This window comes from Bradyrhizobium sp. CCBAU 11361, assembly GCF_028128935.1.
In the GTDB taxonomy this organism is placed as follows: domain Bacteria; phylum Pseudomonadota; class Alphaproteobacteria; order Rhizobiales; family Xanthobacteraceae; genus Bradyrhizobium; species Bradyrhizobium niftali.
This window is the reverse complement of record NZ_LBJZ01000130.1, coordinates 1-14,322: the sequence shown is the minus strand read 5'-3', so window position 1 is coordinate 14,322 and position 14,322 is coordinate 1. Positions and strand designations below refer to the sequence as shown.

Annotated in this window: 10 protein-coding genes and 1 pseudogene; 9 read left to right on the top strand and 2 right to left on the bottom strand. The window is 56.7% G+C overall.

The genetic code is table 11. From position 1 onward, the window contains the following. Positions 1-108 precede the first annotated feature (108 nt). From XI08_RS11140 to XI08_RS11120, 5 genes are all read left to right on the top strand, one after another. Positions 109-405 carry a hypothetical protein gene (locus tag XI08_RS11140; protein ID WP_271574429.1) on the top strand — a complete coding sequence of 99 codons (297 nt, stop codon included), beginning with the start codon at positions 109-111 and terminating at the stop codon, positions 403-405. Between the two features lie 239 nt (positions 406-644). Continuing rightward, complete coding sequence (locus XI08_RS11135) at positions 645-2,588, top strand: hypothetical protein (protein WP_271574428.1); 1,944 nt, start codon at positions 645-647, stop codon at positions 2,586-2,588. A gap of 166 nt (positions 2,589-2,754) precedes the next feature. Beyond that, positions 2,755-3,264, top strand: coding sequence for a hypothetical protein (locus XI08_RS11130; protein WP_271574427.1), 510 nt, complete (start codon positions 2,755-2,757; stop codon positions 3,262-3,264). A gap of 338 nt (positions 3,265-3,602) precedes the next feature. Next, positions 3,603-5,930 carry a YecA family protein gene (locus tag XI08_RS11125; RefSeq protein ID WP_271574426.1) on the top strand — a complete coding sequence of 776 codons (2,328 nt, stop codon included), beginning with the start codon at positions 3,603-3,605 and terminating at the stop codon, positions 5,928-5,930. Between the two features lie 84 nt (positions 5,931-6,014). Next, positions 6,015-6,638 carry a hypothetical protein gene (locus XI08_RS11120; protein ID WP_271574425.1) on the top strand — a complete coding sequence of 208 codons (624 nt, stop codon included), beginning with the start codon at positions 6,015-6,017 and terminating at the stop codon, positions 6,636-6,638. A gap of 15 nt (positions 6,639-6,653) precedes the next feature. On the opposite strand, the gene XI08_RS11115 is transcribed toward XI08_RS11120, so the two are convergent. Together XI08_RS11115 and XI08_RS11110 are read right to left on the bottom strand one after the other, a co-directional pair. Next, positions 6,654-7,937, bottom strand: a complete 1,284-nt coding sequence (locus XI08_RS11115) for a type II toxin-antitoxin system HipA family toxin (RefSeq protein WP_271574424.1) — start codon at positions 7,935-7,937, stop codon at positions 6,654-6,656. After that, complete coding sequence (locus XI08_RS11110; protein ID WP_271574423.1) at positions 7,934-8,221, bottom strand: helix-turn-helix domain-containing protein; 288 nt, start codon at positions 8,219-8,221, stop codon at positions 7,934-7,936. Before XI08_RS11110 ends, XI08_RS11115 begins: the two co-directional genes overlap by 4 nt. Positions 8,222-8,578: 357 nt before the next feature. Here XI08_RS11110 and traG point away from each other — a divergent pair. The 4 genes and pseudogenes from traG to XI08_RS11090 form a co-directional block, all read left to right on the top strand. Next, a pseudogene (gene traG / locus XI08_RS11105) lies at positions 8,579-10,183 on the top strand (IncP-type conjugal transfer protein TraG); the annotation flags it as partial. 6 nt (positions 10,184-10,189) lie between these two features. Beyond that, positions 10,190-10,654 (top strand): CopG family transcriptional regulator, encoded by a 465-nt coding sequence (locus XI08_RS11100; protein ID WP_161533330.1) that lies wholly within the window; start codon positions 10,190-10,192, stop codon positions 10,652-10,654. 1,319 nt (positions 10,655-11,973) lie between these two features. After that, complete coding sequence (locus XI08_RS11095) at positions 11,974-13,551, top strand: hypothetical protein (protein WP_271574422.1); 1,578 nt, start codon at positions 11,974-11,976, stop codon at positions 13,549-13,551. 9 nt (positions 13,552-13,560) lie between these two features. Further along, positions 13,561-14,247 carry an HAD family hydrolase gene (locus XI08_RS11090; RefSeq protein WP_271574421.1) on the top strand — a complete coding sequence of 229 codons (687 nt, stop codon included), beginning with the start codon at positions 13,561-13,563 and terminating at the stop codon, positions 14,245-14,247. Positions 14,248-14,322: the final 75 nt, after the last annotated feature.

Below are 14,322 nucleotides of genomic sequence, written 5' to 3'. Positions count from 1 at the left end.
ACTTCTTCAATCATGGCCTTCGCTTCGTAGTGCTGCTCATGCCGGTCGTATAGCTTAAAGGCAGTCGCCGACTTTCACTATCCACCCGCCATAGGCAAGGTAAGGTGCATGGACGGAACGGAGCGCTTGATGGGCGAAGAGCAATTTCTGAATCGCCTTCATGAATTCGTGGCAATGCGCTTTGCGAAAGCAACGTCCAAAGAATTGCTCCAAGCCGAATTGGATCATCTTACGGTCTTCCTGCGCCGACTCAATGACATCGCCTCTAAGGGCGTACATGGTTCGGTTACATTCGCGGAAGCCAAGCAGGGCTTGATTGGTCTCTACTTCTTTCTATTCAACCTCCACCAGCATTTGACGCACGAGAAGGATGCACTTATTTCCGTGACTGTCACCGCCGAATAGTTTGCGGTTGCGCATGCAACTGGGCTAGGCAACGCCCAGGGATAGCCCGTCAAGGCCGAGGCGGAGCGTCGCACGGCTTGAGCCTCAACGGGCGGAAGTCGCAGACCCGGGGCACTATTTTATAGATTTGTGTAGAGTGAATTTCGAAGATGCCCCCGTGAAGTGCGTATCCGGACGTGAAAAAATGAAACTGCACGACGGCCACGATCTTGGATGCATCGAATGACACGGGGCCTTTGGTGGCCTTTACGCAGATTGGTCACGCCTTCTTCGCTAAAGATGGCGTGCAGCTTGCGTTTGGTCGGCGGTGGGACGGCGAGTTGGTCCATATATCGCAAGTCGAATGGGGCGCGGCGTGTGGGTGCACCTGCCCGGCGCAGGACCGCAAACGCAAGCTCATTTCCCGCAAGCCGGAATCCGACATTGCCCATCACTTTTCGCACGCGCGACTGACGGAGGCGGAACGCAAAGCCGGTGTCTCGCCGAATTGCCGGTATGCGCCGATGACGATCCTTCACGCCTATGCCGAAAAGCTCCTTAATCACAGAAAAGCGCTGGTGCTTCCGCCTGTCGCCGGGAGCTATGGAAAACGCCGCAGGACGAAACGTGTCGCCAAAGAATACAGCTTCGATGCCGCAAAGCTGGAGGCGATGGACGGAGAAACCATCCCTGACGTGATCTTGTACAGGGGCGAGCAGCGTATGCATGTCGAGGTGTTCGTTACGCATCGTTGTGATGAGGAGAAGCGCGCAAAAATCATCGCGGCTGAAATCGCCGCCATTGAAATCGACCTCTCAGGTGTGGACCGAAATGCTAATTTTGCCACAGTGAATGATGCGATCCTGAATTCCGCGCCGCGCGAGTGGATTTACAACCGAAGAGTTCAGGACATCGTGAATGAGCTTCACGCTGAGGCCGATGCCGAAGCGGAAGCCTCCAAGAAACGTCGGCAAAAGGCTGTCGCCGATCTCGCCAGCGCCTATGCTCGCGCGAACAAGCAAGCCCTCGCCGCCGATTGGAAAAATGCCGAAGACGTAGCCAAGATAACCGAGGCTGGAGATGCGATACTGCTTGGTGGCAGCGCGAGCGGCGGAGGATATTTTACCGTCCATCCGCGCGTCTGGAAGGCTGCTGTGCTTAACCTTCTGCATGAGCGTTTTGGAAATTCATCGCCTGGTTCAATGGTGGCCAACTTCTCGCGGCGTGGCTGGCTTGTGACGCATTTTCGCGGACTGGAGCATGACGAGGATAGCCTGACGGAAGAGGCAGGCCTACCTCCCGGCGGGCCGCAACAAGCCATCGAGAGTTTTCTTCGACATCTGGCCCGCAAAGGGATTGCTGCGGACGAAGGATGGCGGTGGGGTTACACCCATAAGCACTCCAACGAGCTTGATAATCGCGCGCGCGAGAAGCAACGGCTCGCACGCGAAGAATCGGAGCGGTCATCGCGGCGTGGCCGCTTGGCAAGCATGGCAAAAGATATTGTCGCTGCAGGAAACCCAGATAGCGCAGAAAAATTTGACCTCAATATTTGGCTGGTCCGCCCGCTCGGCAGCACCGGGAAGACTGCACACCAGATTGCTGAAGTTGGCGACACGACGTGGCACGAATTAATCAAAGGCCTCAAGACTACGCTTGCCGTACTGAAAGATGATTCGGAGGACAAGGCCGAAGATTTCGGCTTGCCCGTTAGCGATGCCCTGCATGCGATGCGCGCCGTTCATGAAGCGCGTATCGCTCAGCGAAAATCTGAGGCGGAAGAGAAAGAACGCCAAGAACGTCAAGCCCGGATTGACACTCTTATGCAGGAGGCGCGGCGAAAGCTCGGCGATGAAAGCGAGGCCTGGCTGGATAGGCCGTTCAAAAGGCTCGGTGATATGACACCGCGACAGGCCGCGGCAGAATCTGCGTCTAAGCTCGATACGGCGCGGTGGATATTGGATCAGGTTCTTGCCGCCCGTGTCGTCAGGGACAAATGGGTTGAAGAACTTGAGTGCGAGGCCACCGGTCTGCTTCGCCGGGTCGAAACTGATTCCGAACGCCTGAAAACCAAGGTTACGCTCTATATGAGTGCGGGCGATCCAAATCTTCCGAATCGCATTTCGCCAAAGGCTTACACAAGGAATGAAGTGACAATGCACGAATGTCTTGCTCTCCTCAAACAGCGGATAGGCAAGCGTTAAGGTGCTGCGCAGCGGCCATTTTGCGTGGACGGGGCTCGCCAGATATGGCAATCGAGGATCTTAACGGCATCTACCAGTTATCGCAATTTTCCTTGATGGTGATGCGGATCTGTGCCGACATCGTTGGTGGCCTCTTTATTCCGCAAGCCGAGACGAGCCAAATGGCATGACCGACGAGCCACACCTTGAAGAAGATGATGACGACATTCCGTGGGCCTCCCCGGAAATCCAGTCCAATTACGAAGCGGCGCTTGGGAGGTTTATTCTGGCCTTTAACCGTCTCGACAATCATCTGACCGAAGTTATCGAAACGGTGCTGGCGCGCCTCAATCGAAGTGATTTGGTCAATGCATGCACAAAAAGGGAATTTAGCCACAAGCTTCTGGTTCTCGATCTGCTCAAGACGTCCAGCGAAGGGCAAGGGATCAAGGACGTATCGATGCAAGCGATGCGGGACATTGCCATGCAGCGGAACAAGCTCGCACACGGTCACTTCGATCAGAATCCGTTCGATGGCACTTATGACGTTGTAACGAAGGGGAACGTGCGTTCTCAGTATTCGGTCGAAGACCTCGACGCGCTCACGGAATCCGCGGCAAAGGCGTGGGATAAGTTGCGGTATGCCGAAGCCTATTACGCTTTCTCCGATGTTCCAATTGATGACGAGAAAGCGTGATCGCTAGACAACCGCTTTGTGCGGTTCGGTACGCAGTCAGGGCGCCTACTATAGCCCCATGTCTTGAACCAGTGAATCAGCGTGCCGGCGGACATGCGGGCCTAGAGTAATGACGGCGATAGGTTAACCCATTCGTATCCGCCTCAACGGCGATATTCTCGACCTCCAGGGGGCAGCCAGTTTAAGATGCCTGAGCCAGCTACGCGAATTCGCGCGCCGCTACCCGTTCGACGAATGCAGGGGCGCGGCTGTCCCCCTCGTCCTTGCGGAGAACGCTCGTCCAGGGCGAACATGAAGCGTTCCGGGGCGTGGTATCGGAAAGCTAAGCGAGAGCATACATGGCCATTTCCGGCATGAGCGAAGAAGAACGCCATCGCAGCGAAGAAGGAAGCCGCGTCGACATGGAAAGGCTTTCAGGGGAGCTTAAGGACTTGGTCCTGAGTCTGCCACCCCGTGAACTGCTTGGCTACATCTGGAGCACCACCAAGGTCGCCGGCATGCTGGCCGAAGGTGATGCGCGTGCCCACCATCGTGCCGAACTAAATACAGTACAATTCGTGCTGGAATACGTGCACGCGGTCCTGGCGAGTTTTCGTCCCGGGGACGAAGGCGCATTCAAGGAAGAAACCGTCGCGAAGATTTTCAAGGTCGCGGAAGAGCTTCGTACCACGACAATGCTCTTCTGCCTCTTCAGAGCCGTCGGTGCCGACGGCGGCATGTTTGGGGATCGGACAGGCTTGATACTGCAATCCGTGCTCTCGAACTGGGTACTGGTGCGCGGAAACCGCTTTGGTGGACTGGAAGGAGAATTCTACGGGTTCGTTCTTGGACCACATGATCAGATCCTGCGTGAGACTTACGGCATCGGGGCCGCGGAAATCGCGGCTGGAATTCAGGCTGCGGTGAACTCGCTGGCTGGAGGACACGCTGATGCGGTCGATCGGATGGCAGCCCTTATGGAGGACGCCGCCAAAGCCGAGGCGGAACAGGGCCTGACGCAGAAGCAGGTCTTCGAGCAATGGCAGCGCGACCAGCCGGAAAAACTGGAAGCAGCAAAAGACGTTTATATGGATTTGTTCAGGGGCGGTAATTGCAACCTCAGCAGACATACCGACTTGCCGGCGGCATTGTTGGAAGACCTGGCGTTCGAGCGCGGAGCCCATCGCGACCTTTTCGCCCCAGGCCCGCTGTCGGGCACTCCGTTCCGCACCTTGCCGGCGCGGATGAAGCCGCTCATCAAGCTCGACGGGGAAGTTTTCGCGGCCGATCAGGCGTTCGTTCGCGATTCCGCCTATCGCGCCTTGCTCTGGAATCTCTTACAGCGCAGGCCGGAGTACAAGAAGGTATTTGAAACGCGGCAGAAGGATATGGGCGAGACGGCGTTTCAGAGCGTGCTGGCAAAGCAACTGGACGGCGCGGCCGTACATCGCGAGGTTTGGTACCCCTACCCTGATAAGGGTCATTGGGTTGAGAATGACCTGCTTGTCCGGATCGATGACGCGTTGTTGCTCGTCGAAGCCAAAGCCGGGGCAGCCGCGACCGTTGCGTCACCTGCAACGGACTTTGATCGTCATGGTCGTTCAATACACGACCTTATCGTGAAGGCTCACGATCAATGCCGACGCTTCTTGCAGTATCTCGCGTCAGCCGACGAGGTCCCCATCTATAGGCGCGAAGCCGGCCGGTATACGGAAGTAGAGCGTATCCGCCTAGCCGATTTTCGCCTCGTGCTTCCTATTGGCTTGACGGTCGAATCGTTTTCTCCCTACGCGTCCCTTGCGAAACTGTTCCCTGACGCCGGGCCGATCTTGGGACATCACCCGTTCCTTTCGCTCTCCATCGACGACCTGTTTGTTCTGCGACGCTTCCTTCCAACCACGGGCGAGCTGCTGCACTATCTGGAAGTTCGTCAAGCTGTGGCCGGAATTCCACAGGCGATCCTGTTTGACGAAATGGATCATCTCGGGGCGTATCTGACCAAGAACCGATTTGATTGGATGTTGCGCGCGCAACTCAACGAAAACACGGAACTGATCTGCTGGGATGGCCAGAGCGAGCCTATTGACAGCTATTTTGCGGATGGCGAGTTCGCGGATAAGGCGCCACCCGTGCAGGAGTATCCCGAAGAGGCAAAGAGGCTTCTTGATGCGCTCGAAGCAACGAAGGAAAAGGGATGGCTTTCGGTAGCTGGTCACATCCGGAATTTCGGCCAGGAATCGCGCAACAGTTTCTCGGACATGCTCGCGCAAGTGCGCACCAGCCTGTCGCAACATGTAAGCCGCTATTTTCAGATCGGCGACGATCCACCACTCTTCGTGTGGCTACAACGCACGGGATATTTGCCGGACATGAAGATGCTCCAAGCGAAAGCGCAAGCCGGCGCGATAATGGCGGGGCAGTCGCGTACGTTTACGGTGCTCGCCTACGTAACACCAAACGGGACGTATTCACGCGCCGTTCTTGTTCCTGTCGACATCCCTGAAAAAGGAACACGGGAGTACGGCGAGCTTCAAGGCGATGTCGTCCGGATGGACGCGCGAAAATATGCCATCCTTTCGGAAGCGATTGAGATGGAGCGTGAACTCGCTGCCGCACGAATGCCCGGCGCTAACGATCCTTGCTGGTGTGGAAGCGGTAAGAAATACAAGAATTGTCATAGGGCCTAACGGCGGGGTGAAGGTGAAACCGACGGTTCGAATAGGTTTGCCAGGTCTCAGAAGACATTTTCAGATGGAGGAGCATACTAGAAGATGAATCTCTCAAGTCTCATCGCACGAACGCTTGCTATTGTGGACAAGTCGCTTCGGAGCGACTTTCCAAACGATTATCAGAAGCGGTGCATGTACGCGGCGTTTGGGGCAAGCGCACTTCTTCAAGATGCCGGTCACCCGGCGGCCATTGTTGGCGGAGATTTCGTGGCGTTCGTGGTCGCGACGTCGGGAGAGCGAGCCGGGCTCCAAGGTTTTGGGTTTGGGAAGGATGAGCCATCCCACTTCTGGGTTACGCTAGACAATACAATCATCGATCTGGGGCCACACTATCTTCCCAGAGATTCGCGCTACCCGGCCCAACCATTACCCTTGGTTGCCTGGTCGCCGGCATCACGATTGCCGAAGTATCTGCGGTATCGTGCCGAAATCGAGTACGATCCAGCGGTGCGTCTCAATTCGACACCCGAGATCGAGAAGCGCATGGACACGTTTGTGGCACGATGCCGGAAACGCTTTGCCGAACAACGTGGTCAACCCAAACTTCCGCGATGGGTTTTGATGGGGGAGGCGTCACTTGCAGAGGCTGCTGCCGGCGGCGACGCATGGGCACAGAATGCCCTGCGGTTTGCGGCCGGCATTGGAGATGAGGAACTTCCCTTCTAGTCCTTCTGTACGGGACTAGGAGCCACTCAGAATGCGTTGGCAGTCCTTGGCTCGATCGATCAACTTGGCAGCCAAGCGCTTGATGATGGTGTTATCGAGCCCTTCCGCCTCTGCGGTAGCGCACACGTCAGTTACGTTGTCGGGAAGCAGCTCGGCCAAGGAGTTCAATCCGGCAATCACCTTGTCAGCATCGAAACGGGTTTCGCGGGCGAATTTCTGCCATTCGCGCGCACCAATCTGGCTAAGCTTGTATTCGCCGCCGATCTTCATCGCGAGCTTCATCTTTTGCAAGTCGACATCGTCGTAGGGAAGGATGCTGGCGATATCGTAGAGTGGTGCGAGCCGCACAGTGGGACCGCTGGCCAGCAGCAGCGAGTAGTTCTTGGCGTGCGCATCGGTGCCCCCGATGAGCCAATTGAAGCCGAGAGCATCGATGAATGTATCGATGTCATCCGCGCTATTGCTTGAGTGGGTGCGCAGAAGCTCGATAATATCGGCGGGGGCCGGTCCGCCCTCGCTTTGATATTTCTTGGTCGGCAAGATGCCGCGCGCCTGACACATGTCCTCTTGATGGACGCGGACAACATCGTTGCCGCTGAGCTGCCGATCATAGCGGTCGACGACGATGGCAATCTCTTTCTCGAACCGCATGACGTTGGTTTCGGCGGCGGGCAAGCCGAGATTGCGCGCAAGGTTGAGGCAGATGTGCTCATTCTCGGCATGGCCGTCGAAATGGCCAGTCGGGGGCTTCAGGATATGCGTTGTCGGAATCCGTCCGGAGGGAATTCCCCACCGGCCCTTTTGCAGAAGCAGCGCGGTTTTCGGCTGGGCCCCGGCGAGGCTGAATTGCCCCGTATCACGCGGTAGCCGCCACGCGGCATGATCCTCCCTCAACGCTTGCAAACGTTTTGCGATGGCCGCTTCGTCAAGCCATTCGACTTTGTCGTCTGCGCCGCTTCGCAAGACCTCTAAGCGTTCGGGTGTGACGAACTGAATGGCGCCAGCGCAATCCTCACCGACATGGGAAATCAGGGCAAACACGTTGCGGGCCGAGACTTGAAACTTCTTGGCCCAACGATCAAGGACGCGCTCGTTATCGGGCAGAAGTCCCCATAGAAAGGCTTGAACGGCGGAAGGGCCATGTTCTTCCGCCGCAAGCGGCATCGAAAGCGATATGGGGTACGCTCCCCGCGTTTCACGCCAGTCGTTGTCATATACAAAAGTCAGTCGGCCGCGAGCATCATTATGTACACGGCCGACTTCCTTGCCATCCAAGAGTGCGACGAGTTCGTTTGTCATGCCCTGCTCTTCTTGGCTTTGGCCACGATTGCATTGATATCGACGGCAGACTTGTCTGAACCGCGGCTAAGGGATTGCTCGCTGCTTGCATCCAAGCGGATGCCGAGAGCGTCAAGAGCGCGGAGCACAAGGCCAAGTTCGGCGCGGGCGTGGCCGTGTTCAACTTCGATGACCCACTGACGGCTAACGCCAATGCGCTTGGCAAAGCTTGACTGATCGAGCTTGAGCCGTTTGCGTCGGTCCCGAATGGCAGCCCCTAGATCGGTAGATGTGCGTATCAGCATGGCAATCCAAAATGTTGTCGTTCGCTTACATTATCATATGTCAGCGTTCGACGACAATAGAAAAATGTCAGCGAACGCCGACACGTGAAAATGTCACCGTTCGGCGACATAAAAAGGGCTGCTTTATGGCCGAAAGATACTTATAAATCAGCTATTTATATTAGATTATGGCCGATTTGAAATTGAGCTAGCTCTCGACGAAATGGCGCGACGATCCGCATCCGCCCGCACGCGACCTTGACCCGCCAGGGTTTGGTGACAGCGGCCTCAAACTCACGCTCGGGCTGTTTCGCCCCCCATGTACCGTCGTGGCTGACTGAGCGACGGGCAGTCCGATGCCCGCGATCAGTGACGCGGATACTCGGGCCCGACGGCGTCGTGCACGGCCGGTTCGAGCGCACCTACCATCCGCCATGATGGACCGGAGCACGTGCTGTGTTTCGCGCCGACCCGGAGCGGAAAGGGCGTCGGTCTCGTCATCCCTTCGCTGCTGACCTGGCCCGACTCTGCGATCGTCCACGACATCAAGGGCGAGAACTGGCAGCTCACCGCCGGCTTCCGCAGCCAGCACGGCCGCGTGCTTCTGTTCGATCCGACCAACGCGAAGTCGCCGGCGTACAACCCATTGTTGGAGGTCGGCCGCGGCGGGAGGTACGCGACGTCCAGAACATCGCCAACATCCTGGTGGACCCGGAGGGCAGCCTGGAGAAGCGGAACCATTGGGAGAAGACCAGCCACACCCTCCTGGTTGGCGCGATTCTCTACGTCCTCTATGCCGAGCAAGACAAGACCCTCGCGGGCGTCGCAGCCTTCCTGTCCGATCCGAAGCGGCCGATCGAGACGACGCTCGCCGCGATGATGCGGACTGCGTCTCGGTGAGGCCGGTGTCCATCCTGTGGTCGCTTCCGCTGCCCGCGAGCTGCTGAACAAGTCTGGCAACGAACGCTCCGGCGTCCTGAGCACCGCCATGTCGTTCCTGGGTCTTTACCGGGATCCGGTGGTGGCTGAAGCGACACGGTGCTGCGACTGGCGGATCACCGACATCGTCGGCGGGACCGGCCGACCACGCTCTACCTCGTCGTGCCGCCATCCGACATCAACCGCACCAAGCCGCTGATCCGCTTGATCCTCAACCAGATCGGCCGCCGCTTGACCGAGGATCTGCAGGCCAAGGCCGGACGGCGCCGGCTCCTCCTGATGCTCGACGAATTCCCGGCGCTCGGGCGGCTCGACTTCTTCAAGTCCGCGCTGGCCTTCATGGCCGGTTACGGCATCAAGAGCTTCCTGATCGCTCAGTCGCTGAACCAGATCGAGAAAGCCTATGGGCCTAACAACTCGATCCTCGACAACTGCCATGTCCGGGTCAGCGTCGCGACCAACGACGAACGAACCGCGAAGAGGGTAAGCGACGCTCTCGGCACCGCGACCGAGATGAAAGCGATGAAGAACTATGCCGGCAGCCGGCTCGCGCCCTGGCTGGGTCACCTGATGGTGTCGCGGTCGGAGAAGGCCCGCCCGCTGCTGACGTCCGGCGAGATGATGCAGCTGGCACCATCGGATGAGATCATCATGATGTCGGGCCTCCATCCGATAAGGGCTAAGAAGGCGCGCTATTATGAGGACGCGCGCTTCCAGGAGCGCATCGTGGAACCGCCGAGGATGACCAAGGCAAACGACGGGAGGCTGGACGACTGGAGCTCGCGGCCGCTGCCGCCGCGCCCGTCGGCGTCGCAGGCGCCGACCGAGGACCAGACAGAAGACGAAGACCCCAAGACCGCGGATCGGCGGCGGCATCCGGAACTGCATCAAGACATCGTCGAAAAGAAGGAACCGCTCGACAACGAGTTCGCGTCTGACGTCGCCGACGAGTTCGATGCCCCGCGGATCAGGCGCATGAACGACATGATGCGGGGCGTGGCGCGTCAGGCCTCGCTCGATCCCGGCGACGATCTCGGACTGTGAGGCGGCATGACCGGAACAAAGAAGAAGGCTCAGATGTCGGTCTATCTCGATCCAGACGTCATGAAGGCGCTGTCGGCCTATGCCGCTCGCCGGGAGCAGTCGCTGTCGCTCATCGCCGAAGCTGCCATTGCGTCCTTCCTGTCGCCGGACGCCGATGAACGGCGGGAAGCCGCCATCGCTAAGCGCCTCGATCAAATTGATCGTCGCATCGCGCGCCTTGAGCGGGATGTTGGGATTTCGGTCGAGACAATCGCTCTGTTCATCCAGTTCTGGCTCATGACGACACCGCCCCTCCCCGAACCCGCCGCCAAGGCCGCGCGGGCACAGGCCGGAGCGCGCTATGACAATTTAGTTGCAGCGCTCGGCCGCCGGCTCAGCCACGGACCGAAGCTGCGACAGGAGATCCCGGATGACGTGGATGGCATTCAGTCCTCTGCTCGTCATGAACGAGCAGAGTCAGACGGCAATTAAGAATTCAAGCCGCGCCAGCTATGCTCTAATCCATTCGCTCGCGGATTGTTCAGCTCTTGCCCGTACTGATCGATATCATGCTCTAATCGCACGGCCTTCGCATCGATAGGCATTCAGCAGAGGCCTGAAACGGAACCGCAGTGGCATGCTTATGCAAACGTCTCCAGGCGATTGCTTCGACTGACCTGCATTTTTTTACGGACCCAGACGATCAGGAGCGCTTCGACCAAGTCATCACCATGTCAATGAGATGCTGACGACGCTCGGTCATGTTACCATCGAGAGATTGAGGGCTTCGTTTCTGACTTCGCTCGCGGTTACGCCACACCCAGGGTCGACGTGCGGAGAGTAATCATTAAGGATGACGCGATCTTACTTGCGCGTGCGCGAAGCTATGGCGGCTGGACCCTCCCAGACCGCCTCGCCTACGTCGAACGATCCGCTGTGCAGAGTATCGAGAAAGAGACGTTCGAAGAAGCTGGCTTGCGAGTTGCCGCACCGCGTCTTACGCCGTTCCATACAAGGCCAGCGGTGCATATTCGGCAAATGTCCGCGATTTCAAAAAGATGTTCTTTCTTTGCGATCGCATCGACTGCCGTGAACCCGCGTCAGGCGGTGAGACGAGCGACGTGGGGTTCTTCCGCCTTGATAATTTGCCGCCACTTTCGCGTGCTGAGGTACTGGAAAGCGACATCGAAGCGGCATTTGCTTAGCGGATGCCCACAAGCCGCCTTGGTTGCGGTATGCCGATGACTTGATCACACCCCAACATTTCTGATGAATAGGTGCTCAAATCGCCAGCCAACTCAACTGACTCTCGTGCCATCCACCCCTAAAACCTGACAAGGCAAGCGATGTTCTCCGTTGTCGATGGAGAGCAATGGAAATTGTATGATTGGTTCGCAGTCGCGAGCATTGACGCCGAACGGAAAGATAAGATGACCTGCTGTCGGGCACGAACAGCGAAGCTGGCATGATCGATGGCGCGCGGCGTGGAGATGCGATCTATCGTAGCGCTGCCCACGACGCGCTCACGATTTCAGCAGATCAATATGAGGCAAGAGACCATCGTTTAAGGATGGCACGTTTTCGTACTAACGTGTCAGACTTGCGACAACCTGTCGGGGATCCATACGCGAATCTCGTCCAGCTGCCTAAATGCTCCAATTCTGTCGCTATGACCCCGCGAGCCGAGCCGTCTATCGGTTGGTACGGCGCTTGCTCGAGGAGAGATGGAACCACGTCCCTGACGAATAACTACATAACTAGATTCGTTGTGATGGACCCGGGACATAGGTTCTTTGACAAAAGGAGCCAACATGTCCGGTGTTGCGGCAGCGTTTCTATGGTCTCCAAAAAATTCAAGGTCGACTGTCTATGATCGGATCAAGCACATGGTTCCGCGACTTGCGTTACGTGGTCAGGCGGGGATCGGCATCGCTGCTTTCATGCACAAGGAAGGTGTCCGATATGCCAGAGCGCTTAAGTCCCCATGCGGCTCAATGCGCATTGAGGCCGATACACAACATCCGAATTTTAGGCCGCATGTTGCAATCGCCCATATCGGTAGTCGATGCGGTGGAATCGGCGATCATCCAATTCACCATAGTTGGGGCACCAGCCGCAACTTGGCAATTTCGCTAGATGGAGCGTTGGTCAATGGCCATGAACTGAGGGCAGAATTGCTTGCCCGAGGCTATAGGTTGGCCGGCGACACAGACGCAGAGCTTCTGCTCAACTGGGTCGGACACTCTTGTGAAAGAGACTATTGGCGGCACGGTCTGCCGGTCAATTACGAAGACATCTTTCGCGATATTGATGGCCGAATTGATGGCGCTATTAGCGCGCTTTTTCTGGACGGAGAAGGAAATCTAATTGCGTATCGTAGTCGATGTGGTTTGCGGCCATTGGAAACTATGCAAACAGATGACGGGTTCTTACTGTTTGCTTCGGAAAATTATGCCTTTGCAAATCTGAAGGGTAAGACGCAGCCAATCTTACCGGGGCACATCAGATATGTGGACGGCAAATTGGGGTGCTGCGTTGATCGCGCGGTGAGCAAAGGACAATACAAAGCCAAACTCTGCGCCTACGAAGCTCTTTACGTAGGAAATCCGAACACAGCGATCGAAGGCCAATCACACTTCGAAACCCGTTACAATATCGGAGTTGCCCTTGGTGGCCTTGTTGCGCAGCGATTGCAAGGAGAACTACGTTCCATGGTCCCAATCGTTTCCTCCATGCCGCATACTGGGGGGCCGTATGCTGATGGCCTGTTTGCGTCGCTCACTAAACGCGGTGTTCTCGCCCAGCGTCGAGAAGTGGTCGCAACGCAATCCTTTCAGCGAACTCTCATTGGTGCATCCAGCGAGCGAAAATCGCGCATTGTTCAGAAGTACCGGCTGTCGGAAACGAGCCTTGCTGAAGCCACAATAATCATTGTCGACGAGGCCATAATTCGTGGCGATACCAGTCGCACTGTCACGAATATGCTGCTTGCGGCTGGGGCCAAAGCCGTACATTGGGCAATTGGTTCGCCACCTATAGTGGCACCGAATTACTACGGCATGGGTATCGACACACTAGATGAGTTGGCATTCTGGCGGATATGGAAGCGATTGCCGCCAGAACAGCGCGCGCAAAGTCTTCGCTTTCACAAGATGGAGCCGAAAGTTCTCAAAATCATAGAAGCTAATATTGCTGCATCTATCAACGCGGCCACGATAACTTATCTGCCGCTTTCACTTCTAATATCGTTGCTGCCGTGCAGGCGTGGCAGCTTCGATTTGTCGCCCTTTACATTCGAAATGCCAACTCCTGCGGGGCAGGAGCGCGCGGATAGAAATTTGAGCAAATTAAAGGCCGATCTTCCCTGTTCGAAATCGATCCATGCTTGAGGTAAGATCATGAAACCCGTTCTCGTTTTCGACTGGAATGGAACACTGCTTGATGATGCACACGCACTGCTCCAAACGACCAATGCCATACTAGATCGCTTTGGTCGTGCACCGATCGACATGAAAACCCTTCAGGAACATTGCGACGTGCCACTGGCTCGTCTTTATCACAGTCTCGGGATGTCGGAAGACGAGATTGCGACGATTGATCGCGACGGGAGTGCGATGTTCCATGACGCCTACGAACGACTTGCGGATAAAGCCGATCTACGCGAAGGCGCGCGCAGGGTGTTGGAGCTGGCGCGCCAAGAGGGGGCATTGTCCATCATCGTGAGCAACCATATCATCGAACCTTTGCGCTTCCAATTGAAACGACTTGGAATCAACGATTACATCGACGATGTGCTCGCATTTGAAACGCGCACCAGCCAATACAAATCGATGAGTAAAGGGGAGCGGCTTCGCTTACATATGCAGAAAAATAACCTGCGGCCGGCGTCAACATTTATCATCGGCGATATGCCGGTCGAAACGGAAATTGGGCGCAATCTCGGGCTCATAAGCATATCGATCACTGGTGGATTCGTTTCGGAGTCACGGCTGCGGGCTGCGGATCCTGACTACACGATTAACAACCATCATGAGCTGCTACCAATCTTGCAAAGGCACGGCTTTTTCGGAATGCATAAACTATGACTAGAACCTATCTCAAAATTGTCGAAACAGGATCAGCAGGCAAGCGAGCTGGACGAAGCCGAGGAAGTTTTGCGG

What these genes read in the sequence shown, in the direction of transcription:
- XI08_RS11140 (WP_271574429.1), top strand. Translation starts at nt 109, where the DNA reads ATGGACGGAACGGAGCGCTTGATGGGCGAAGAGCAATTTCTGAATCGC.
- XI08_RS11130 (WP_271574427.1), top strand. Translation starts at nt 2,755, where the DNA reads ATGACCGACGAGCCACACCTTGAAGAAGATGATGACGACATTCCGTGG.
- XI08_RS11125 (WP_271574426.1), top strand. Translation starts at nt 3,603, where the DNA reads ATGGCCATTTCCGGCATGAGCGAAGAAGAACGCCATCGCAGCGAAGAA.
- XI08_RS11120 (WP_271574425.1), top strand. Translation starts at nt 6,015, where the DNA reads ATGAATCTCTCAAGTCTCATCGCACGAACGCTTGCTATTGTGGACAAG.
- XI08_RS11115 (WP_271574424.1), bottom strand. Translation starts at nt 7,937, where the DNA reads ATGACAAACGAACTCGTCGCACTCTTGGATGGCAAGGAAGTCGGCCGT.
- XI08_RS11110 (WP_271574423.1), bottom strand. Translation starts at nt 8,221, where the DNA reads ATGCTGATACGCACATCTACCGATCTAGGGGCTGCCATTCGGGACCGA.
- XI08_RS11100 (WP_161533330.1), top strand. Translation starts at nt 10,190, where the DNA reads ATGACCGGAACAAAGAAGAAGGCTCAGATGTCGGTCTATCTCGATCCA.
- XI08_RS11095 (WP_271574422.1), top strand. Translation starts at nt 11,974, where the DNA reads ATGTCCGGTGTTGCGGCAGCGTTTCTATGGTCTCCAAAAAATTCAAGG.
- XI08_RS11090 (WP_271574421.1), top strand. Translation starts at nt 13,561, where the DNA reads ATGAAACCCGTTCTCGTTTTCGACTGGAATGGAACACTGCTTGATGAT.